This window comes from Variovorax sp. W2I14 (genome assembly GCF_050435205.1).
Lineage (GTDB): Bacteria > Pseudomonadota > Gammaproteobacteria > Burkholderiales > Burkholderiaceae_C > Variovorax > Variovorax paradoxus_C.
This window is the reverse complement of record NZ_JBNDJX010000001.1, coordinates 4,106,886-4,127,592: the sequence shown is the minus strand read 5'-3', so window position 1 is coordinate 4,127,592 and position 20,707 is coordinate 4,106,886. Positions and strand designations below refer to the sequence as shown.

Below are 20,707 nucleotides of genomic sequence, written 5' to 3'. Positions count from 1 at the left end.
AAGGTCCAGTGTTGGCCGAATGTAGCCGGACGCACCTCCATCGCGAAATGGGTCCGAGATGCGCGCAAGCTCTACGCGCCAGGGCCGCGTCGCCTCTTACCCCGTCAATGACTCGCACTGGTCTTCAATGCGTGCATGAAGCAGACCCAGCGATACCGCGATAAGCCGCAACAACGAGGCGCGCTGGCATGTATCGAATATCGGTGCGGTATTCGAATCTGGCGAAGTGGCATCACGCCTGTCTTCATCCCAATCGAGCAACTGCACCAACGTCTGCGCGCCCTGCACCACGTCGCGCGCATCATTCAGGAACGCAGCGTGGCTTTGCTGCGAAGGATCGATGCGTTCGGTTTGAACCCACTCGAAGGGTTTGAACTGGGAGAGAAGAGGAGAAGACGCGCAATTGCAACCGGTATCGGTGCCTGCGTTTGAAGCATGGGCCATGGGCCTCCAAGAATGTCGATTTGCTACAACCGACGCACTCGCTGTCAAACGAGGGCGGCAGCTCGAACGGGTTGACAGACCGGGACATCTTGCGAAAACCGGCAGGGCGCGAGCCCTCCCGTTCGAGCCGCCTAAAAATTGGAAGCGCGAACGAAAAAGCCGCAAACCCTTGTGCGGTGGCTGCGGCTTTCGTCGCAGATGTCAGCGGGCTGTCAAACCCGGCCCCGTTCATCACGAGGCGAGGGCAATGTACGCGGTTGGCGCAATGCCCGTCAAGTTGGCGTTTGTCGACGCTGCCACCATGCGCGCGCATCTGGGTACGACGCCAAGCCCCTACCGCCCAAGCGCTTGCACATGCCCCAGAAACGCCCGAAGGTGCGAAGGCCGCACGGGCTTCACGATGACGGGCAGGCCCGCCGCGCGTGCCGCATCCAGATAGTCGCCTCCCACGTCGCCGGTGACGATCAGTGCGGGCAGTTCGGCATCGCCCAGCGCCGAGCGAACGTCCTTGATCGCCTGGATTCCGCTGACCTGCGGCCCCAGCCGCAAGTCCACCACCAGCGCTTGCGGCCTGAAGCCTCCATGTGCTCCTGCTTGCCCTGCCTGAATCACGCCCAGCGCGCCCTGCACGTCGCTCGCGGAGCGCACGTCCATGCCCCAGGAAGCGAGCAGTCCGCCGAGCGCCTGCAGCGAACTCTGGTCGTCGTCGACCACCAGGATGCGCATCGCCAATGCCGCGGTCGATGCCGATGCCGATGCATCGGAGCGTGCGGTCTCATGCCCATGCTCGCTCGCGGCGGCATCGGCCAGCGGAAGCTGCAGTTCGAACACGCTGCCTTGCCCCGGCACGGAGCGCGCCGTCACCCGCAGGTCGAGCAGTGCGCTCAAGCGCTTGACGGTGGCCAGCCCCAGGCCGTAGCCCAGGCGCCGGTCGCCCGCCGGGTTGTCGACCTGAAAGAACTCCTCGAAGACCTGCGGCAAGTGCTCGGCGGCAATGCCGATGCCCGTGTCCTCCACCGACAGCCGCAGCCGGCCGTCGGCGATGCGGCTGCCGATGATGCGCACCTGCCCTTCTCGCGTGTAGCGGATCGCGTTGGCCAGCAGGTTGGTGACGACCCTGGCCAGCAAAGCCCGGTCGCTGCGCACGGCCACGTGGCCGGCAGAGAGTTCGAGGCGCAGCCCCTTCGCGGCGGCCACCGCCTGGTGCGGCCGGCAGCACTCGGCCAGCAGTTCGTCGATGGCGAAGGACGACCACAGCGGGCTGAGGGAGCCGGCGTCGGCGCGGGTGATGTCGAGCAGGTCGTCCACCACGTCGGTCATGCCGTCGGCGCAGGCCACCAGTTGCTCCGTCATCTCTTTCACATGGCGCTCGGTGCTGACGTTGTGCACGGTCTGCGCCAGCAGCGCCATTGCGTTGAGCGGCTGGCGAAGGTCGTGGTTGGCCGAGGCGAAGAAGCGCATGCGCGCGGCCACGGCTTCCTCGGCGGTTTGCCGGGCCGCGTGGGTGCGTTCGTTTTCTGCGCTGAGCGCAATCACCAGTTCGGCATTGCGCCGGCGTTGCGCCTGGATCTCGTGCAGCGCGGACGACAGCAGCCTGGCGCTCAGCAGCGTGTAGATGCCGATCAGCGACACGATGGAAGCCATGGCCATCTGGTAGCTGCCGCCGAACCACATGTCGCGCAGCACGAGGGGGCCGAGGATGAGCGCCACGTACACGTAAGACGCCCGCCCGATGGTGGCCATGCGAATCGCGCCGCCCAGGGACACGGTGACCATGGTGATGTGAAGAATGGCCTCGGCCTGCGCCGGCCCGTCGTGCCGCAGCAGCACGTTCAACGCGCCCAGCGAGAAGGCCATGAGCTGGGTGAGGGCGATGACGGGCAGCATCATGGCCGGCAGGTTGGCGCGAAGCGCCGGCCGAAACACCCACGCGAGCCAGATGCCCATGCGCACGGCGACGATGACGCAGTACACGACGAACCACACGCGCACGCGCTGGCCGTCGGGCCCGTCGGCGTATTCGATGTAGCAAAGAAACCCCGCCATCGCGGCCAGGAGCCACGCCCAGGGCGTGGAGCGGATCATCTGCTCCAGCTGCTGCAACTGCAGTTCGGAGAAGGCCAGGCGCGAGGCGATGAGGCCGCGCACGCCGGATATGCGTGCGGACGCGGACGCGGGCGCTGGCGCTGGGGCGCTCATCGCAAGTCCAGCATCAACCCCGCGCGCCGCGCCTGCACCAGCAGGTGCGTGCGGTTGCGCGCATCCATCGCATCGAGCAGGGCAGTGATGTGCAGCTTGACGGTGCGCTCCGCGATCTGCAGCTCGGCGGCAATCTGCTTGTTCTGGCGGCCCTGCGCGACCAGCAGCAGCACTTCGAGCTGCCGCGGCGTGAGGCCCGAAGCCACGAGGCCGGCGCGCGGCTGCAGCACATCGAAGGCCTCGCCGCCGGCCGCCACTTCGTCCAGCGCGGCGGCGATGCGCGCCACCGGTTGCGACTTGCCGATGAAGCCTGCCGCGCCCGCGGCACGTGCGCGCGCGGCCAGGGCCGGCTCTTCATCGCCCGAGATCAGCAGGCGCGAGACCAGGGGATGCCGAACGCCGAAGAGGCGCAGCCCTTCCAGGCCGTCTTCGCCGCCAAGGCGGTAGTCGATGAGCACGATGTCGGGCGGGCATTGCGAGGCGCGTTCCACGCCCTGCCCGAGCGACAGGGCAGTCTCCACCTGGAAGTCGGGCCGCGCGTGCGAGAGCGCATGCGCAAAGCCGACGCCGAACAGCGGGTGATCGTCGACAAGCAGGAGTTTCATGGTGATCCTCGGTGCGGGCCCGGCGGGCCGCGCCATCTCCTCGTAAGGCGCGATTCTCCACACCGGTCGGTGCAGCGCGGGAATCGCGGGATCGGCCGGGTCCTTCAGCAGCGGCCGGCGGCGCGCAGCAACGCATTGCAAGCCGGTGCGGCTGTCGGCGCGGTGCCGGTCGCTGGCCTGGAGCTGGAGCGGCGCGCGGACGCGGGCGTATCGCTCTGTCGCATCTCCTGGCAGATCGCATCGCTGACCACGCGGCCCACGACCGACACCGAGCCTTCGACGTAGCAGTTGTACGTGCGGCCGCCATCGGTCCTGGCGATGAAGGTGGTCTGCACGCCGCTGTCGGCGCGGTTCGAGATGGTGAACGCGGAGGGCGGCAAGCCGAGCGCACGCGAGGTGTTGGTGACGATGGCGTCGTCGGTCACCGCCGTCGAGGCGCACCCGCCGACGAGCGCAGCGGTGGTCAGCGATGCGAGGAGAAGAGGGGACGGTGAATGTGTCATGCAACGGTGTGAGGTTCAGGGATGCGAACGAACTCGCGCTTCCACACCAAGCCTAGCCAGACACCGCCCGCAGCGAAACAGCACCTTAGGGCAGGTGCGCGAAGGTGAGCGCACGTGCCCGAAGGTGCTATGGCCCGCAACGGCCTGCCTTCCTACGATCCGGGCCTCTTGAACGAGCACAGAAGGCGCCGGGCCCCGGCGTCAGGGAACGAGGAATGGCAGACATGACGAAGAAGAGCATTTGCAGACGATGGATGGCTTGTGTGTGGACCGTGGCCTTGATGGCTTTGACGGCCTGCGGAGGCGGTGGTGGTGGCGGCTCCGGTGGCGGCGTTTTTCCGCCCATCGGCTTTCCGCCGCCCGCGGGTGCGACGCATCGGCTGGACGTGGCCATCACCGGCGGCGGCCGGGTCGCCTCGCAACCCGCGGGCATCGACTGCGCCGACAGCTGCGGCGCGGATTTCACAGCGGGCACACAGGTCACGCTCACGGCCTCGCCGGCGGCGGGGCAGGTGCTCGGTGGCTGGTCGGGCGTCTGCAGCGGCAATGCGAGCGTGTGCACCGTGCGGATGGATTCCGCACTCGCCGTGACGGCCACTTTCGTCGCCGCGCCGCCGGTGCTCGGCTGGGGCGATGCGCTCACGCTGTCCGCCGGCGGCGCGAGCCAGCCGAAGGTGGCGGTCGATGCGCAAGGGCGCGCGCTGCTCGTGTGGCGCCAGCTCGAGGCCGGCCAGTTGATCGACAGGCTGTGGGGCAGCCTCTACCGCCCGGGCGACGGCTGGAGCGCGCCGCAGCGCCTGGAAGCCAACAGCGGCAGCGTGCGCGACATTCGCGTGGCCATCGACAAGAACAGCGGCCGTGCCGTGGTGGCATGGACGCAGCTGAGTTCGCCGGGCGCCTACGACATGTGGGCGCTGCAGGTCGACCCGGCCACCGGCTGGGGTGCACCGGTGCTGCTGGAAACAGGCGCCGGCACGGTCGGCTTCGCGAGCACGGGCATCGACGCCAACGGCAACGCGGTGGCCGTGTGGTCGCAGATCGGCCCGGCCACGCGCTTCAGCATCTATGCCAATCGCTACACGCCATCGGGCGGCTGGGGCACGGCCGAACTGATCGAGACCGACGAGGTCTCGGGCGTGGTGAACGGCGATCCGGCCGTGGTGGTGGCGGGCTCGGGCGAAGCGCTGGCGGTGTGGAAGCGCTCCACCGGCATCAGTTCATCGCTGTGGACCAACAGCGCCAACGCGGGCGGCACCTGGGGCGCGGCGGCGGAGCTGGTGCCCGATGCCGGCACCGCGCAGTCGATCGGCGCGCACGATCTGGCGATCGACGCGGGCGGCAATGCGCTGCTGGCCTGGGGCCAGGCCGACCTGCCCGGCGGCGGCAACCCGTGGGAAAGCGCCGTGTGGTCCAAGCGCTTTTCGGGTGGTGCATGGCAGGGCGGCACGGCGCGCGTGGGCGCACCGTTCCTGTCGACGCAGGCTTTCCTGAGCACACCGGTGCTGCGCGTGAATGCGGCCGGTGCAGCGGTGGTGAGCTGGGGCCGGCAAGACAACGCGCTCATGGCCGCAACCGCGGCACCGGGCGCGGCATTCGGCGCGGACACAGTGGTGCGGGCGCCTGCTTCGCAAGCGCTCACCAGCCTGCCCGGCCTGGGCGTGGACGACGCGAGCAACGCGATCGCCGCGTGGACGCAGGCTCCCGGCGACCTCTACACGTCCCGCTACACGCCGGCCGAAGGCTGGGGTGCGCAAGCGCTGCAAGAGAGCAGCGACGAAGCGGCCAACACGCCCGATGTCGGCATGAACGAACTGGGCAATGCGGTGCTGGCGTGGCAGCAGTTCGAGCCGAGTGCGGGAACGCGCATCCTCGTGCGCCACTACGCCTCCGGCAGGTAGAGCGCCTTCCTTCCATTCAAGCAAGTGCGGCTGCCGGCAACGGCGGATCGATCGGAAGAAAAGATCCCGCTGTCGCGCCGCCAGTGCTTTGGCGGTGCGACAGCGGATCGTCGTTGATGGGGTGAGAGGGCACGGCTCGAAGTTGTTGCCCAACGCGAATGCCGCCGGCGTTCGTCTTCATGGCTTGCTCCCCCGGCAGAACACCTTCGGCTCGCGTACCACGCGCGAAGCATCTGTTACTTCCCGACGCTGTGGGTAGGTACCCCACCTACCGTGCGTCCAAGCCGACGCAAAGAGGCTTCACGTCTCACGAATCGGGCGCATCCGGGGTACTTCCGCCCGGGTATATGCGTAACCGCAACGCGTACTTACATTTTTGATTCGCAAATGCGAAATCAACGGCGCGCGGAGGGGGAGCAAGGCGATTGCTGCTGCATCTGGGTGCCAACCCGATCGATCAAACCAAGAACGCGTCGAAGCCATGAACAAAATCTTCCGAACCCTTTGGAATTCCACGCTCGGCACCTGGGTCGCCGCGCCAGAAATCTCGCGCGGCCTTGCGCGCTCCTCCAGCACGGGCGGCGTGCGCGCCATCGCAGCGGCGGCCCTGGTCGCCTGCGTGGTTCCGGTGCTCGCGGCGGGCGGCGCGGGTGGCCAGCCGGTCGGTGACACGCGGCTGAACGGCGGTGCCGGTGGCAGCGACGGCAGCGGTGGCAGGGGCGGGTTCAACGACACGATCTTCAATGCGTTCGGCGGTGCGGGCGGCGCGTCGACGCCGGGCAGTGGTGCCACGGCCGGCGCAGGCGCCAGCATCGGGAGCTTCGGCACCGCCACGCCCGGCGCAGGCGGCGCAGCGGGGGCTGCCAGCACGTCGTCGGGACCGGGCGTGTTCCAGGGCGATGCCGGCGGCGCGGGCCAGGCGCAGACGAGCGGCCCGGGTGCGGGCGATGGCTACGGCGGCGGGGGCGGCGGCGGCTTCCAGGGCGCGTCGATCGCGAACAACATTCCGAGCTCGTCCGACAGCTACACCGGTGGTGACGGTGGCGCGGGCGGCGACGGGTATTGGGCGGCGGGCGGCGGCGGTGCCGGCGGGTACGGCGCGATCCTCAACGGGCCGCTCGGCAACTACATGGCCACGGGGTCGTCCGCGGGTGGCGCGGGCGGGCAGGGCGGCAACGCTTTCTCGCAGGGCGGGGGCGGCGGCAGCGGAGGCGGCGGGTTCTACCTGAACGCGACGACGCCGGGCCTGGGCGTCACCAACACCGGCACCCTCGCAGGCGGGGCGGGCGGTGCCGGTGGCGCCGAACTGGCGGGCTCCCGCGCCAACGCGTCGGGCGGCGGCGGTGGGGCCGGCGGCATCGGCGCAACGCTCGCCGGTGCGGCCGTCGTCTTCAACAACACCGGCGCGATCACCGGCGGTGCGGGCGGCGCAGGCGGTGCATCCGGCGGCGGCGCGGGCGGCACCGGTTCGCCGGGCGGCGGTGGCGACGGCGGCGCTGGCTTCGCATCGATCGGCGCGGGCGCGACGCTCACCAACACCGGCGTCATCGCCGGCGGGGCGGGCGGCGCAGGCGGTGCCAACAGCAACAGCGGACCGGCCGGCGCGAATGGCGCGGGCGGCGTGGGCGTGACGGGCGCGGGCCTCGCGCTCATCAACGGCGGCGTCATCTCCGGCGGGCTGGGCGGTGATGGCGTCACGCGCGCCGCAGCTGTCGCGTTCACGGGCGGTACGAACAGCCTCACGCTGCGCACGGGGACATCGATGACGGGCGCGATTTCGATCGGCACTGGTGCCACCGCCAGCGTGATCGCCGATGCCGACGGGCTCGCCGTCGACAACGCCCTGCTGCTGGGCGGCACGGGCACCATCGACACCCGCGGGCACGACCTCGCGTGGTCGGGCGCGATCTCCGGCGCCAGCGATCTCGTGAAGTCCGGTGCGGGCGTGCTCACGCTGAGCGGCGCCGACACCCATGCGGGCGGTACCCTCGTTGCGGCGGGTACCTTGCGCGCCGGCGCGGCCAACGTGCTGAGCAGCGGCAGCGCCTACACCGTGGCGCTGGGTGCGGCGCTGGACCTGGCGGGCAACAGCCAGGCCATCGCCTCGATGGCCAACAGCGGCACGGTGTCGCTGGTAGGTGCGGTACCCGGCACCACGCTGACCGTCAACGGCCCCTGGGCAGGCAACGGCGGCACGCTGCGGCTGGGTACCTCGCTGGGCGGCAGTGCGAGCGCGAGCGACCGGCTCATCCTGAGCGGCGCGACCGCCATCGCCAGCGGCACGACCCGCGTGCAGATCACCAACCTGGGCGGCCTGGGTGCGCTCACCACGGGCAACGGCATCGAGGTGATCAGCGCGATCAACGGCGCGACCACGACCGCGCAGACCACCCGCAGCGCATTCAACCTGGCCGGCGGCCACGTCGACGCGGGGGCCTACGAGTACCGGCTGTATGCCGCCGATGCCAGCGGCGCGGGCGAGAACTGGTACCTGCGCTCCACCGCCGCGGCCGTCGCTCCGCCCGGCGGCGGCACGGGCACCGGAACGGGAGCCGGCGGCTTGGGCGGCGTGCCCACCTACCGCGCCGAAGTGCCGCTGTACGCGGCGCTGCCCGAGCAAATGCGCCAATCCAGCCTGGCGATGCTCGGCAACATGCACCAGCGCACGGGCGACGACCTCGGCGCTGCCACGGCCCCGGCCACCGCCACGCCGGCGCAGGGCTACCGCCAGGCCTGGGGCCGCATCATCAGCACCGACCGCACCCTCTCGCAGGGCGGCACCGTGAGCCCCACGAGCAAGGGGCGCCTCACGGGTTTCCAGGCCGGCACCGATTTGTGGGCCGACCCCAACTGGCGCGTGGGCGTGTACGTCGGCCAGCTCGAGGGCGACATGCGCGTGAACGGTTTCGCGAGCGGCCTGGCGAACCTCGCGGTCGGCACCAACGACCAGAAGAGCCAGTACCTGGGCGCCTACGCCACCTGGAGGAACGACAGCGGCCTGTACGTCGACGGCGTGCTGCAGGGCGGCCGCCACCGCTACACCGCATCGCCCGCCTTGAACCTTGCGAGCGGCGGCAAGGGCAACAGCGTGCTGGCGTCGGTCGAGGTGGGGCAGTCGTTCGCCATCGCGCAGAACTGGACCATCGAGCCGCAGTTGCAACTGGTGCACCAGCGCGTGAACCTGGGCGACATGGCCATCCCCGGCGCGCTCGTGCGGCAGGACAGCCACAACGGCACGCTGGTGCGCGCCGGCGTGCGCGTGAAGGGGCAGGTCGCCACCGGTGCCGGGGTGCTGCAACCCTATGTGCGGGCCAACGTGTACCGCGGCGGCCGCGGCACGGACGTCACGCGCTTCGTCGGCCCGGCCAGCTTCGCGGACATCACCACGCGCACCGGCGGCACCAGCACCGAACTGGCGGCAGGCGCCACGCTGCAGGTGACCGACAAGGTCGGCGTGTACGCGGAGCTGGGCAAGCTGTGGAGTTCGAGCGGCGACGCGCGGGTCAAGAGCGGCGTGAATGCGAGCGTGGGGGTCAAGCTGCGTTGGTGATCGCGTGACGGGGCGGGCGGTCTTCGATTCCACCTTCCTTTAAAGTGCGCCTGCCTGCGACGGGCAGACGCACGGCGTGCCACGCGGCACGCAAGGGAAGGACACCGATTGAGCACAACGAATGCAGCCGAAGCCGCAGCACTGGCCAGCATTGCCGAAGCCGAGCAGGTCATCGATCGCCTGCACGCCGCCAAAGACCCCCTGCTCGAAGAGCACCTCTACGAAGCCTGGCTGCGCAAGGGCGAGGCACTCGCCCAGCTCGGCCGGCACGCCGAGCGCGTCGAACTCTGCGATGCGCTGATCGCGCATGCCGATGCCGCCCCCGCCGGCCGCGCGCTCTGGATCGCGCAGGCCTTCAACGCCAAGGGCCTGGCATGGCGCGCCCTCGGCAAGGCCAAGCCTGAGATCGAGGCGTACGAAGAAGTCGAGCGCCGCTTCGGCGACGCGACCACGCCCGAAGTGCGCACCTGGGTGGCCCACGCGGCCTTCCAGCGCGCGGTGGTGGCCGGATCGCTGGGCGGCGCGTTCGCCAAGGTCGACATGGTGCGCAACTGCGAAGACATTGCTCGCCGCTACGCCAACGATGCGCCCGAGGCCACGCGCGAGATCGTTGCGCGCGCCCGCATCTGGCGCGGCGAGCTGCTTTCTGACTTGAACTACCCGGCCGAATCGCGCGAGGCCTTCGATGCCGTCTGGCGCGACCTGGCCTACGCGCCCGAGCCTTCCGTGGCCGCACGCGTCGGCCACTCACGCATCAACCAGGCGATGGTTCTGGCCGAAGCCGGCCGGCGGGTCGAGGAAGCCATCCCGATGCTCGACGAAGTGCTCGCGGCCTATGCCGGCGATCCGCGCGAGGCGCTGCGCGAAGTGCATGCGCGCGCCGGGTTCCTGCGTGCCGACATGCTCGACGACGCTGGCGAATACGCGCTGGCGCTGGCGGCCTGCGACGACGTGCTGGCCGCGCACCTGGCCGACGAGTTGCCCGGCGTCGCGCTGCGCGCCTGCCGCGCGATGGCGCTGAAGACGCATGTGCTGTTTCGCCTCGACCGGGACGATGAAGTCCCTGCGCTGCGCAGCGCGCTCATCGCGCGTTTCAGCCATCACACCGGCGCCGACATCGAGGAGCTGATGGCCGAGGTGATGTGCCGCACCGCCTACGACGCCGAGGAGCCCGAAGACGTGCTGCCCGTTTGCGATGCGTTCGATGCGCGCTTCGGCGAATCGACGCTCACGCCGGTGCGGCGGTGGGTGGCGCGCGCCGGCATGGCGCGCGGCCAGGCGCTGCGCGACATCGGCCGTTCGGAAGACGCTGCCGCCATGTTCGGCGCGGTGCACGCGCGCTTCGGCAGGCACACCGGCGAGACCGACGCCGCATTGCTGCTGACCGCAACGCGCGGGGCGATGGCCGCCGCCAGCGTGCTGCGCGGGGCGGGCCGCAACGACGAAGCGATCGCGCTGTACGAGGCCGCTGCATCGGGCGTCGATGCAAACGCGAGCCAGGCGCTGCGCGAGGAGGCCGTTCACGCGCGCCTGCAGATCATGGCCCTGCGCAACGAGCCGGCCGCTGTGCAGGCGCCGATGCTGAACGCACTGGCTGCGGATTTCGGACGCGACGCGGTGCCGGAATTGCGGAGGCAAGTGGTCGATGCGCTGTATTCCCACGCCCACGAACTGCGCGAGGCCGAGGCTTTCGAAGAAGCGATTGCGGCCTACGACCGCCTGCTCGCGCTCACGGCCGACGAGAGCGACGCGCAGGTGCTGCAGATCGTGGCGAGCGCGCTGCTCAACAAGGGTTACCTGTTGCTCAAGCTCGTGGACCGCCCGGCGGAGGCGCTGGTGGTGTACGACGAGATCGTCGCGCGCTTTCGGAACATCACCTCGGAGGACATGCGCGACACCTTGTCCAAGGCGGCCGCGAGCCGCCAGACCTGCCTCGTCACGCTCGACAAACTTTCGGGCGCGGATTTCGGCGGCGACTTTCCCGATCTGCCGGTGAACAAGCTCGACGAGATACGCGAGACGATCACGCGCGGCTACGAACTCGGCGAAGCCGGCAAGCAGCGCGAGGGCATCGAGCTGACCGACCAGGTGCTGGCCGAACACATCGAAGCCAGCCACCCCGAGCTGCGCAACCAGTGCTCGCGCGCGCTGACCAACAAGACCTACATGCTGCAGCAGCTGGGCCAGCTCGAACGCGTGATCGCATGCGCCGACGAAATGGACACGCGCTACGGCGAAGAGCTGTCGATGTCGATCCAGGAGCGCGTGGCGCTGTGCCTGGGCTACAAGAGCGCGGCGCTCGACAAGCTCGGCCGGCACGAGGAAGAGCAGGCGGTCTACAGCGACATCATTGCGCGCTGGGCCAGCTCCGACGTGATCGATCTTCGCCGCCGCGTGGCGCGCGCGTTCTATTGCCAGGGCCTGACCCACAAGCAGGCGGGCGATACCGAAGCCGCGCTGGAAAGCTACGCGCGGCTCCTGGGGCGCGACGGCCACGCGAAAGACGTCACGCTGCAATTGTGGGTGGCCAAGGCGATGATCGACCAGGCGGGCGTGCTCGGCCAGCAAGGCGACCAGGCCGGGCGCGCCGAGGTCTACAAGACGCTCATCGCCCGCTTTGGCAGCAGCACCGATGCGCAGCTGCGCGAGCGCGTCATCAATGCGAGCGAATGGCTCGCGGATGCGCACGGCAAGCTGGGCCAGCACGAGCAGGAGTACACGACGATCAGGGACACGCTGCGGCGCTTCGGCACCCAGATGCCCGAAGCACAGAAGGCGCGGCTCAGCCACCGGCTGGGGCCGATGACGCTGGGGCGGTTTGCGCGCAAGCTGATCGAGCGGGTCAAGGGCATCAGGAACTGAACCGAAGGAGGTATCGACATGTGGCCATTCAGGAAGAAGAAAGAGCCTTGGGAAGAAAAGTTCGCCGCGCTCGGCCCGATGGTCCTGGCTTCGGACCAGGTCATGGGACCGAACCGGTTGCCTGTGGGCTTTGCCTACCGGGTGAAGCCGAACAACCCGTACGACACGGGCTGGATTTTCCAGAGCGGCAAAGAGAGCCAGAGCGTGCTCGATGACAATCCGCCGAAAATCTGCCCTCTGAATTCCTTCCTCAAGATGGATCCCACGTTGAGCGAAATCACGGACAAGCCTGTGGGCTCGGCGTGGGAACGCGAGAGCGGGGATGCGCCTTGGAAAGAGGTGTTCGGTTTCAAGCAGCGCCGCTGACCTGTTCCAACGTCCATCTCTCAATTGCCCCATTTGCCTCCAGACATCAGCGCATGCGTATCCACGAACTGAAACGAAGACTCCGCGAAGCCGGCGCGGGCCCGAGCCACGAGCAGCGCATCCTGCGGCTGTGGTCTCACGCGCTGCCGCGCGACAGCGGCCGGCGCCTGCCGCACAGCTTCTTTCCGTCGTCGCTGATGGATGCTTTGCCGGCCATCGAAGCCGAACTGGCGGGGCTCGCGCGCATCCACACCGTGCACCCCGGTGCCGATGGTTCCGAGCGGCTGCTGGTCGCGCTCGCGGACGGCCAGACGGTGGAGAGCGTGCTGCTGCCGCGCGATGGTTTGTGCGTGTCGTCGCAGGTCGGGTGCGCCGTGGGCTGCCAGTTCTGCATGACGGGCCGGGACGGGTTGCTGCGCCAGGTGGGCAGCGCGGAAATCATTGCGCAGGTCGCGCTCGCACGCACGCGCCGCAAGGTGCGCAAGGTCGTGTTCATGGGCATGGGCGAGCCGGCGCACAACCTCGACAACGTGATGGAGGCCATCGAGCTGCTGGGCACGGTGGGCAACATCGGCCACAAGAACCTGGTGTTCTCCACCGTGGGCGATCCGCGTGCGTTCGAGCGGCTGCAGCAGGAGCGCGTGAAGCCTGCGCTGGCGCTGTCGCTGCACACGACGAAGGCTGATTTGCGCAAGACGCTGCTGCCGCGCGCGCCGAACATGACGCCCGAGGAACTGGTCGATGCGGGCGAGCGCTATGCGCGGGCAACCGGCTATCCGATCCAGTACCAGTGGGCGCTGCTCGAAGGCGTGAACGACGGGCAAGACGAGATCGAAGGCATCGTCAAGCTGCTCTCGGGCAAGTACGGCGTGCTGAACATGATTCCGTTCAACGCGGTCGATGGCGTGGCGTTCGGCCGGCCGTCGTGGGAGCGCTGCGAAGAGATCGCGCGCACGCTGCACCAGCGGGGCATCCTGACGAAGCTGCGCGATTCGGCCGGGCAGGATGTCGATGGTGGCTGCGGCCAGTTGAGGGCGCGCGTGGCTGGCGAAGCGCCGGTGGTGCTTCGACGCGGCGCTGCTGCTGCTTCTGCGGTTATTGCGACTGCCGGCTCACCGCAATAAGCGTCCACACGATCGCCACGAGCTGAACGAGGTTGATCAGGATCGCGGTGATGTGCGTCTTGCGGAACCCCGGAATCGCGTCCATGTAGTTGGACTTGATCTGCTCCCCGAGCGCGTCCATCTTGGGAATGACTTTCTTGCGCAGCACGATGGCCATCGCCGCCAGCGCTGCCGCACCCACGGCGATACCGAATCGTCCTGCGAGCGCGAAGCTGATCGCCGTCGCAGTGGCCGTGATGAATGCGCCGACGTAATAAAGATTGAAGAAGCCGCGCACGAAGCGCGCATCGAGCGGCGTGTCGTGCTTCAACACCAGGAGCGGTATCGAGCCCATGATGAAGTAGGCGGTGGTGACGAGCAGCGCCACTGTGAAGAACAGGGCGGCGAACATGGCTGCTGGCATTTGGGTTTCTCCATGTCTTGCGATGGAATGTTCGGCGCGAAAGCAAAGCGGCCCGCTCAAGGCCTGCGACGCGCTCGATACGGATTGGGCGTCGACTTGGTGGGGCAAGGCAAGGGGGCTTCCATGGAGTTGCCGACGGCCCCGAACTCGGCCACCGACCGCCACGACCTGCCCCGGCTAGAAAAGACCTTGCTGCGCCGTCGTCAAAGCCATGAAGCTCTCGCCCATCGGCTGGAGAAGGGCGTCGGCAATCGGCTGGAGTTGCTTGCTCAGGTAGTGCTCGTAGTCGATGCGCGACTGGCGGTTTTCCATCGGCTCGGGCCCGCTCTGCGTCATGACGTACCGGATCCAGCCGCCGTTCTGGTATTGCTTCGGGCGCCCGAGCTGGGCGTTGTAGTCATCGGCAACCCTCGCGGCACGCACCTGCGGCGGCACGTTGACCTGGTAGGCATCGAGGCGGTGGCGAAGGCGCTTGCGGTAGACGAGCAGCTCGTCCATCTCGCCCGCCAGCAACGCATCTGCATAGTCGGTCACGAATTCCTTGTAAGGCTCGTCGTGGAAGATGCGCGAGAGCAGCCCCTCCTGGAACTGGCGCGCCAGCGGGGTCCAGTCGCTGCGGGCCATCTCCAGGCCGCGGTAGACCATTTCTTCTTTTCCCTTGGCATCGACGCCGAGGCCCGCATACCGCTTCTTGCTGCCCACCTCCGAGCCGCGGATGGTCGGCATGAAGAACTTCTTGTAGTGGGTGTCGAACTCGATCTCGAGAAAGTTCGCGAGGCCATGTTGTTCGCGAAGGGTCTGCGTCCACCACGCATTGATGTCTCTCGCCAGCGTCGCCGCGATGGCGTGCGCTTCCTCGTTGGTGTGGGTGCGCTTGAGCCAGATGAAGATGGAGTCGGTGTCGCCGTAGATCGCGACGTAGCCGCGCTTCTCCACGAACTCCCGCGTGAGCTTCATCATCTCGTGCCCGCGAAGCGTGATGGCGGACACCAGCTTGGGATTGAAGAAGCGGCAGTCGGTCGCACCCAGCACGCCGGCGAAGGAGTTCATGAGCAGCTTCAGCGCCTGCGACAGCGGCTCGTTCTTCACCCGCTTGGCTTCGTCCCGCGCGCGCCAGAGCGTGGTCACGATTTCCGGCAGGCAGTGCTTCTCGCGCGAGAAGACGGTGCCTTGCGGCCCCTTGACGGTCGTCGCCGGGTCGGCGGCGTGGGTGCCTTCCACGAAGCCCACGGGGTCGACGAGGAAGGTGCGAATGATCGAGGGGTAGAGGCTTTTGTAGTCCAGCACCACGACGGAGTCGTAGAACCCCGGCTTCGAGTCCATCACGTAGCCGCCCGGGTAGGCCTTGCTCGCAATCTCGCCGACGCTCGGCGCCACGTAGCCCAGGCGGTGCATGCGCGGCAGGTAGTGGTGGCTGAACGCGGCAATGGAGCCGCCGAAGTGGTCGGCCGGAAGGCCGGTGGTCTGGGCGCGCTCCATCACGAACTGCAGCAGCTTCGCCTTGTCGAAGATGCGCAGGACGAGTTCGCAGTCGCGGATGTTGTAGAGCGCGAGCGCAGGCTTGTCTTCCTGGTATCGCCGCTCGATCTCCGCCATCTTGTCGTAGTCGTCGCCGATGGCCTTGCCCTCGCCGAGCAGCGTTTGCGAGACGGTCTCGAGGCTGAACGAAGGAAAGCTCCATACCGCAGCCTTGAGCGCGTCGATGCCGTCGATGATCACGCGGCCGGGCGTGGGCGCGAAGAGGTAGCCCTGCTTGCCAGGGTGCGTGCGCCATTCGATGGGCCGGCGCTCGCGCCCCAGAAGGAGCGGTACGCCGCATTCGTTGGCCGTTTTCTGCAGCACCCGCAGGTCGAACTGGATGACGTTCCAGCCGATGAGAACGTCCGGGTCGTTCCGCTCGAACCAGTCGTTGAGCTTCTCGATGATGGCCTTGCGGGTCGGGCAATAGACGAGCGAGAAGTCCATGGGCTCACCCGGCTCATCTGGCTCGCTTGATTCACGCGGCGGTTCGCCCAGCATGAAGACGACGCGGTCCGGCAAACCATCCAGCGCAATGGAATAGAGCGCCTCGTGCTGGCTCGTCTCGATGTCCAGCGACACCACCTTCAGCACCGGCCGGTACTCGGGCGCGGGCTTGAGCCTGCAGTCGACGATGGCGGCGCCGTTTGACTGCCCGCCCTCCACCAGCACGCCGGCGGTGATGAAGCGCTCCATCAGGTAGCGGTCGTGCGGGCGCACATCGGCTTCGAGCAGGGGAATGCTCTGCGCTTGAAGGGCACGCGCCAGCCGACCGAGTTGGCGGAAGTGCTTTGCATAGATGCCGACGACGGCTTCCTGGTGGAAGGTCTTCAGCGCGAGTTCACGTATCTCCATGCCCGGCATGGTCGCGAGGTGCGCTTGCACCTCTGCCCTGTGCCGGGTCGCGACGAATGCGACGGAGGTCTGGGAGGGCAGGACCACTTTGATCGGCCCCGCATCGGTTGCGAGCCAGTACTCGATCTCCGTGCCCGTAGGCGCATCCCGCCAGTGGCGAGTGAGGATGAAGCCGTGGAGGTCGGTGGATGTCACGAGCGCTTTGAGAATCGGGGGCAGCGGGAGTCGGCTTGAACGCGACGGATTTTCGCGCGCTCACCGCCGCGTCACACCGTGGCGTCCCGATAGGCCCTGCTCGAGATGCCGATCGAGTTCTTGTCGAGATCCTTGGCATTGGCGAATGCATAGCCGTTGGCCTCATGCACCGCGCCGAACACCAGGCCCTGAAGGGCTGCCTCCGCGGCGAATGCCCTCACGTCCTTCACATGGAAGCTCAGCTTCACGCCCACCTGCCCGAGCTTCACCGACTTGGCCGCCTGATGAATCAGGATTCCCGCGCCGCCGCCCGGATGCGTCAATTCGATCAATCCTTCGACGACTTCGCCACTGGTCACGAACCCGAAATGCCGGGCGTAGAAGGCTGCGGATTTCTGCATGTCCCTGGCATAGAGGATGAGGGTTCCGAGTGGCGATTCCATGAGGGGTTTCGTTGTGAAGGGGCAGTGGGAGATTTTCCTTCCCCCACCGATTGCGCCCGGATTGTCGGGCCCTCTGCCGACCCGGGGCGAGAACTTCCGTAGCAGAAGCGCGCGCAACGCGTCGCCGCCCGGATTGGCAACCCATCGCGGCCTGGGGCCGTCATGGAACTGCCTTTTGCCCCCGCGAGACTTGGTCAGGGTTTTCCCGCATCCACGGGCCGACTCCCTCCAACAACTCGCATGAAGAACCAACCATGAAGACCTCGCAACTCGCCCTCGCCGCAGCATTCGCGGTGCTCGCCGTCACCACCACCGCCCAAGCCCAGCAATCCGGCGGCCGCAGCCGCGCGGAAGTCGAAGCCGAAGCCGTCGCCGCCGCCCACGCACCGAACCAGAACGTGACCCGCGGTTCGCGCGGCGCCGACCCCTTCGTTTCGTCCGCCGATCCTGAAGCCATGAGCAAGCAAGCCGTGGACACCGCCCGCGCACCGAACCAGAACGTGACCCGCGGCTCGCGCGGCGCCGACCCGTTCACCTCTCAGCGCGACCCGGCCCAGGTCTATCAGGAAGCCATGGCCACCGCCGCCGCTCCCGACCAGAACGTGACCAGCGGCTCGCGCGTGAACAGCAAGGTCATCTCGACGATGCAGAACCCGGTGGTGCAGTCGGCGCAAGGCAAGTAAGCAAGCAGGCCCGGTGGCGCGCCGTGCGTACGGGCGCCGCATGAACCTGCGTGTGAAGCGATGGAGTCACAAGCTCAGGGACTCCCGCAGAGAGCGCCAGCCGGCGGGCTGCGCGCTTGCATCGCTCGTGGAGCGGTGCGGAAGAAAAGGCTCAGTGCCTCAGGCGTAAGCCTTCGAAGATGAAAGCTTCTGCAGCATCGCCGTCTGCCGCACTTCCTCGGAATCGCGCAGGCTCTTGGCGGCGCGGGCCGCCACATAAGCCACGTACAGGGTTTCGATGGCCTTGGCCCAGTCGTGCGCCTTCTGGGAAATACCTTCGGGTTTGATCGCCGACCCGGTCACGGCATTGGTCGAAAGATCGTCGTCCGGACGCGCCGGAACATCGAACCCCACCTTGCGGAGGATGTTGGCTTTCTGAAGGATGGTGAGCATGCGGTTGCCTCTCTGATTTCTTCGCATTAGCAGATTAGTGCTACTCGGTGTCGGGCGCTATCAGCCGTATGACGTATGCGCCTGTCGTCCAACGCCGGGTTCCTTTTGCTGCTTTCAAGTTTCGTGCCATGAACGCGCCGGCCGGCCTTCCGGCGGCGAGCGTTCGTTCCATGGAGTGTCCCTTGCGCATGACCCGTAGATGGGTTGCCGGCCCCGCCGAACGATCAGGACTTACCCTGAATGAATGGCGGATTCAGGCGGCCGTGTCTTGCCACACCAGCGTGGCGGCGGTCAGGTCTTCGAGGGCGCTGCCCACGGCCTTGAACACGGTGCGTTCCGCATCACCAGTTCGGCTGCCGCGGCCCGCGCGCTCGCCGCGGCACAGCTCGGCGAGCGTGCCCTGCACCTCTTGCGCGCGCAGGGTGCCGGCCGCGATTGCATCGAGCAGGTCGCCCGATTTCTGCAGGGCCTCGTTCGTGTCGATGAAGGTGCGTGCGCCTGCGAAGCACTGCACATCGGCCTCGCGCATTGCGGGCGTGAAGCTGCCGATCAGGTCGAGGTGCGACCCCGGCGCGAGCCATTCGCCGCGCACCAGCGGCGCGGTGGCCAGCGTGGCGCAGCTGACGATGTCGGCGCTGCGGACAGCCGTTTCGAGATCGACCGCAGCCCGTGCGTTCCAGCCCTCGGCGCGCAGTTGCGTGGCCAGGGCCTCGGCGCCTTCGGGCCGGTGGTTCCACACCATCACTTCGTCGATGGGCCGCACGCTCGCATGCGCGGCCGGCAGCATGCGCGCGATGCGGCCGGTGCCCAGCACCAGCAGCCGCCGCGCATCGCTCCGCGCGAGGAACGAGGCGCCGAGCGCCGAAGCCGCGGCCGTGCGCCGCGCGGTGATCTCGTTGCCGTCCATCATCGCGAGCGGCACGCCGGTGCGCGCGTCGTACAGCACATAGGTCGCATGCAGGCCGGGCAGCCCGCGCGCGCTGTTGCCGGGGAAGATGTTGATGGTCTTGATGCCGAGAAACCCGGCGTCGCTCCACGCCGGCATGATGAGCACGGTGCCCTTGTCCGCACCTGCCGCAGTCTCGATGCTGTGCACATGACGCGGCGGCACCTGCGCCTCGGCAGCGAAGGCCGCGCGCAATGCGGGCACGAGCTTCTCGAAACCCAATGGCGCGCGGGTGGCGGCTTCGTCGAAGTGCTTCATGGCGTAGGTGAACGCAGCGAGGCGTCGAAGAAATCCGCCAGCGCCTGCTGGTAGGTGGTGCCGAAGCGCGGCGATGACATCGGCTCGAGGTGACCGGCGCCCGGCACTTCGATCAGCCGCTTGGGCTCGCGCGCATCGGCCAGGAGGCGCTGCGAATGCGCATGGGGAATCACGTGGTCGGCCGTGCCGTGGATCAGCAGCAGCGGAATCGGCGAGATGGCCGCGACGTACTTCGACGCCGCGTAGCCGTCGGTCACCAGCAGGCCCGCGCCCGAGAGCTTGTCGTTCGCGATCGACGAATACGAATAGAAAGTCGATTCGATGGCCGCGGCCTTCACGCCGGACCGGTTGCCCGAGCCGACGACCGCGATCGCGTTGGTGCCGCCCAGGCTCTGCCCGAAGACGAAGAGGCGCTGTGGATCGACATCGCCGCGCGAGCGCACGTAGTTCAGCGCGGCGCTCGAATCTTCGAACACGCCCTTGGGCTCCGGTTCGCCCTCGGACTCGCCGTAGCCGCGGTAGTCGAACACGAACACGTTGTAGTCCTGCTTGGGCAGCCACGCCACGAAGCGCCAGTGCGTCGACATGTTCTGCGCATTGCCGTGGAAATGAACCACTGTGCCCTTGGCTTCCTTCGGGTTCTTCTGCCGGCCCACGGCGGGAATGAACCAGCCAGTGAGGCGCGTGCCGTCGGCGCTCTGGAACTGCACGCTCTCGTAGCGCAGGCCGAGCGCATCGGGCGTTTCGTAGCGCACGCGGTCAGGGTAATAGAACATCGACTGCACGCAGCCGCCGAGGAGCAGCGGCACCGCGCACAGCGCGAGCTTCCACCAACGACGGATCGGCGCTGTGGTCATGGAGGGCTTCCGGCCCGGCGGTTTTCCGCGAGCATGTTGCAGAAGAGCGCGCCTTGCTCGATGGCATCGTCCAGCGCGATGTGCGTGTGCGGCAGCTTGTCGAACCAACGCTTGGGCATTGCGCGCTTGGTGCTGTCGCGGTAGTCGAGCTTGAGCATCGCCATCGCGAACGACTTGACGTCGAGCGCCGAATGGCTGAACGGGCTCTCGCCCGCAAAGCGCATCAGGTACCAATAGACGAACAGGAAGTCGAAGCCCGCCGGGTAGGCCACGAACACCGGCCGAGCGGGCAGGCCCTTGAGCCAGGTCACGTAGTTCTTCATGGCGCGCGCCGGGTCCTGCAGGTCGGTGCGGCAGGCGGCCCAGGCCTCGGGCTGGGTTTGCCACCACGCGGCGGTCTTGGGATCGGCCTCGGCGCCGGGCAGGGTTTCGAGGTTGGCGCTGAAGGTGGAGACGAGTTGCTTGTCGGCCGTGTAGGCGGCCGAGCCGAAGCTGAGCATCGAGTTCGGGCCGGGGATGGGGCCGTCGGATTCGACGTCGGTGCTGATGTAGAGCTCTGTCATGGA

Annotated in this window: 18 protein-coding genes; 6 read left to right on the top strand and 12 right to left on the bottom strand. The window is 68.0% G+C overall.

Features of this window, described 5'->3' with window-relative positions; translation table 11 throughout:
* Positions 1-96 precede the first annotated feature (96 nt).
* The 4 genes from QF040_RS19440 to QF040_RS19425 form a co-directional block, all read right to left on the bottom strand.
* On the bottom strand, positions 97-444 hold the full coding sequence (locus tag QF040_RS19440; protein ID WP_429612423.1) for a hypothetical protein: 348 nt from the start codon (positions 442-444) through the stop codon (positions 97-99).
* Positions 445-777: 333 nt separating this feature from the next.
* On the bottom strand, positions 778-2,643 hold the full coding sequence (locus QF040_RS19435) for an ATP-binding protein (RefSeq protein ID WP_429612422.1): 1,866 nt from the start codon (positions 2,641-2,643) through the stop codon (positions 778-780).
* Positions 2,640-3,248 (bottom strand): response regulator transcription factor, encoded by a 609-nt coding sequence (locus QF040_RS19430; protein ID WP_429612421.1) that lies wholly within the window; start codon positions 3,246-3,248, stop codon positions 2,640-2,642. Before QF040_RS19430 ends, QF040_RS19435 begins: the two co-directional genes overlap by 4 nt.
* A 104-nt stretch (positions 3,249-3,352) precedes the next feature.
* Positions 3,353-3,751 (bottom strand): hypothetical protein, encoded by a 399-nt coding sequence (locus QF040_RS19425; protein WP_429612420.1) that lies wholly within the window; start codon positions 3,749-3,751, stop codon positions 3,353-3,355.
* 224 nt (positions 3,752-3,975) lie between these two features.
* Here QF040_RS19425 and QF040_RS19420 point away from each other — a divergent pair, with 224 nt between their 5' ends.
* Positions 3,976-5,649, top strand: a complete 1,674-nt coding sequence (locus QF040_RS19420) for an InlB B-repeat-containing protein (RefSeq protein ID WP_429612419.1) — start codon at positions 3,976-3,978, stop codon at positions 5,647-5,649.
* A 16-nt stretch (positions 5,650-5,665) separates the two neighbouring features.
* Here the strand turns inward: QF040_RS19420 and QF040_RS19415 are convergent, their stop codons facing one another.
* On the bottom strand, positions 5,666-5,830 hold the full coding sequence (locus QF040_RS19415; protein ID WP_429612418.1) for a hypothetical protein: 165 nt from the start codon (positions 5,828-5,830) through the stop codon (positions 5,666-5,668).
* Positions 5,831-6,130: 300 nt separating this feature from the next.
* On the opposite strand from QF040_RS19415, the gene QF040_RS19410 reads away from it, so the two are divergent.
* The 4 genes from QF040_RS19410 (at position 6,131) to QF040_RS19395 (ending at position 13,551) form a co-directional block, all read left to right on the top strand.
* Entirely contained in the window at positions 6,131-9,199 is a 3,069-nt protein-coding gene (locus tag QF040_RS19410; protein WP_429612417.1) for an autotransporter outer membrane beta-barrel domain-containing protein, read from the top strand.
* A gap of 108 nt (positions 9,200-9,307) precedes the next feature.
* On the top strand, positions 9,308-12,061 hold the full coding sequence (locus QF040_RS19405; RefSeq protein ID WP_429612416.1) for a hypothetical protein: 2,754 nt from the start codon (positions 9,308-9,310) through the stop codon (positions 12,059-12,061).
* 18 nt (positions 12,062-12,079) lie between these two features.
* The gene (locus tag QF040_RS19400) at positions 12,080-12,427 is read left to right on the top strand and encodes an immunity protein Imm33 domain-containing protein (protein WP_429612415.1); all 348 of its coding nucleotides are present in this window, start codon (positions 12,080-12,082) and stop codon (positions 12,425-12,427) included.
* Positions 12,428-12,480: 53 nt separating this feature from the next.
* Complete coding sequence (locus QF040_RS19395) at positions 12,481-13,551, top strand: RNA methyltransferase (protein ID WP_429612414.1); 1,071 nt, start codon at positions 12,481-12,483, stop codon at positions 13,549-13,551.
* On the opposite strand, the gene QF040_RS19390 is transcribed toward QF040_RS19395, so the two are convergent.
* From QF040_RS19390 to QF040_RS19380, 3 genes are all read right to left on the bottom strand, one after another.
* Positions 13,523-13,954: a hypothetical protein gene (locus QF040_RS19390; RefSeq protein ID WP_307597555.1), complete on the bottom strand. Its 432-nt coding sequence runs from the start codon at positions 13,952-13,954 to the stop codon at positions 13,523-13,525. The two genes, QF040_RS19395 and QF040_RS19390, sit on opposite strands and share 29 nt — an antisense overlap.
* 177 nt (positions 13,955-14,131) lie before the next feature.
* Complete coding sequence (locus QF040_RS19385) at positions 14,132-16,522, bottom strand: DNA polymerase II (protein ID WP_429612413.1); 2,391 nt, start codon at positions 16,520-16,522, stop codon at positions 14,132-14,134.
* Between the two features lie 71 nt (positions 16,523-16,593).
* Positions 16,594-16,965: a VOC family protein gene (locus tag QF040_RS19380; RefSeq protein WP_429612412.1), complete on the bottom strand. Its 372-nt coding sequence runs from the start codon at positions 16,963-16,965 to the stop codon at positions 16,594-16,596.
* A gap of 254 nt (positions 16,966-17,219) precedes the next feature.
* Between QF040_RS19380 and QF040_RS19375 the strand changes: the two genes are divergently transcribed.
* Complete coding sequence (locus tag QF040_RS19375) at positions 17,220-17,648, top strand: hypothetical protein (RefSeq protein WP_429612411.1); 429 nt, start codon at positions 17,220-17,222, stop codon at positions 17,646-17,648.
* A gap of 159 nt (positions 17,649-17,807) precedes the next feature.
* Here QF040_RS19375 and QF040_RS19370 read toward each other — a convergent pair whose 3' ends face one another.
* From QF040_RS19370 to QF040_RS19355, 4 genes are all read right to left on the bottom strand, one after another.
* Positions 17,808-18,080 carry a hypothetical protein gene (locus QF040_RS19370; protein WP_429612410.1) on the bottom strand — a complete coding sequence of 91 codons (273 nt, stop codon included), beginning with the start codon at positions 18,078-18,080 and terminating at the stop codon, positions 17,808-17,810.
* A gap of 253 nt (positions 18,081-18,333) precedes the next feature.
* Positions 18,334-19,284 (bottom strand): ornithine cyclodeaminase family protein, encoded by a 951-nt coding sequence (locus QF040_RS19365; protein WP_429612409.1) that lies wholly within the window; start codon positions 19,282-19,284, stop codon positions 18,334-18,336.
* Positions 19,281-20,141, bottom strand: a complete 861-nt coding sequence (locus tag QF040_RS19360) for an alpha/beta hydrolase (protein WP_429612408.1) — start codon at positions 20,139-20,141, stop codon at positions 19,281-19,283. The genes QF040_RS19365 and QF040_RS19360 overlap by 4 nt, the downstream gene beginning before the upstream one ends.
* Positions 20,138-20,704, bottom strand: coding sequence for an exonuclease (locus tag QF040_RS19355; RefSeq protein ID WP_429612407.1), 567 nt, complete (start codon positions 20,702-20,704; stop codon positions 20,138-20,140). The genes QF040_RS19360 and QF040_RS19355 overlap by 4 nt, the downstream gene beginning before the upstream one ends.
* Positions 20,705-20,707 lie beyond the last annotated feature (3 nt).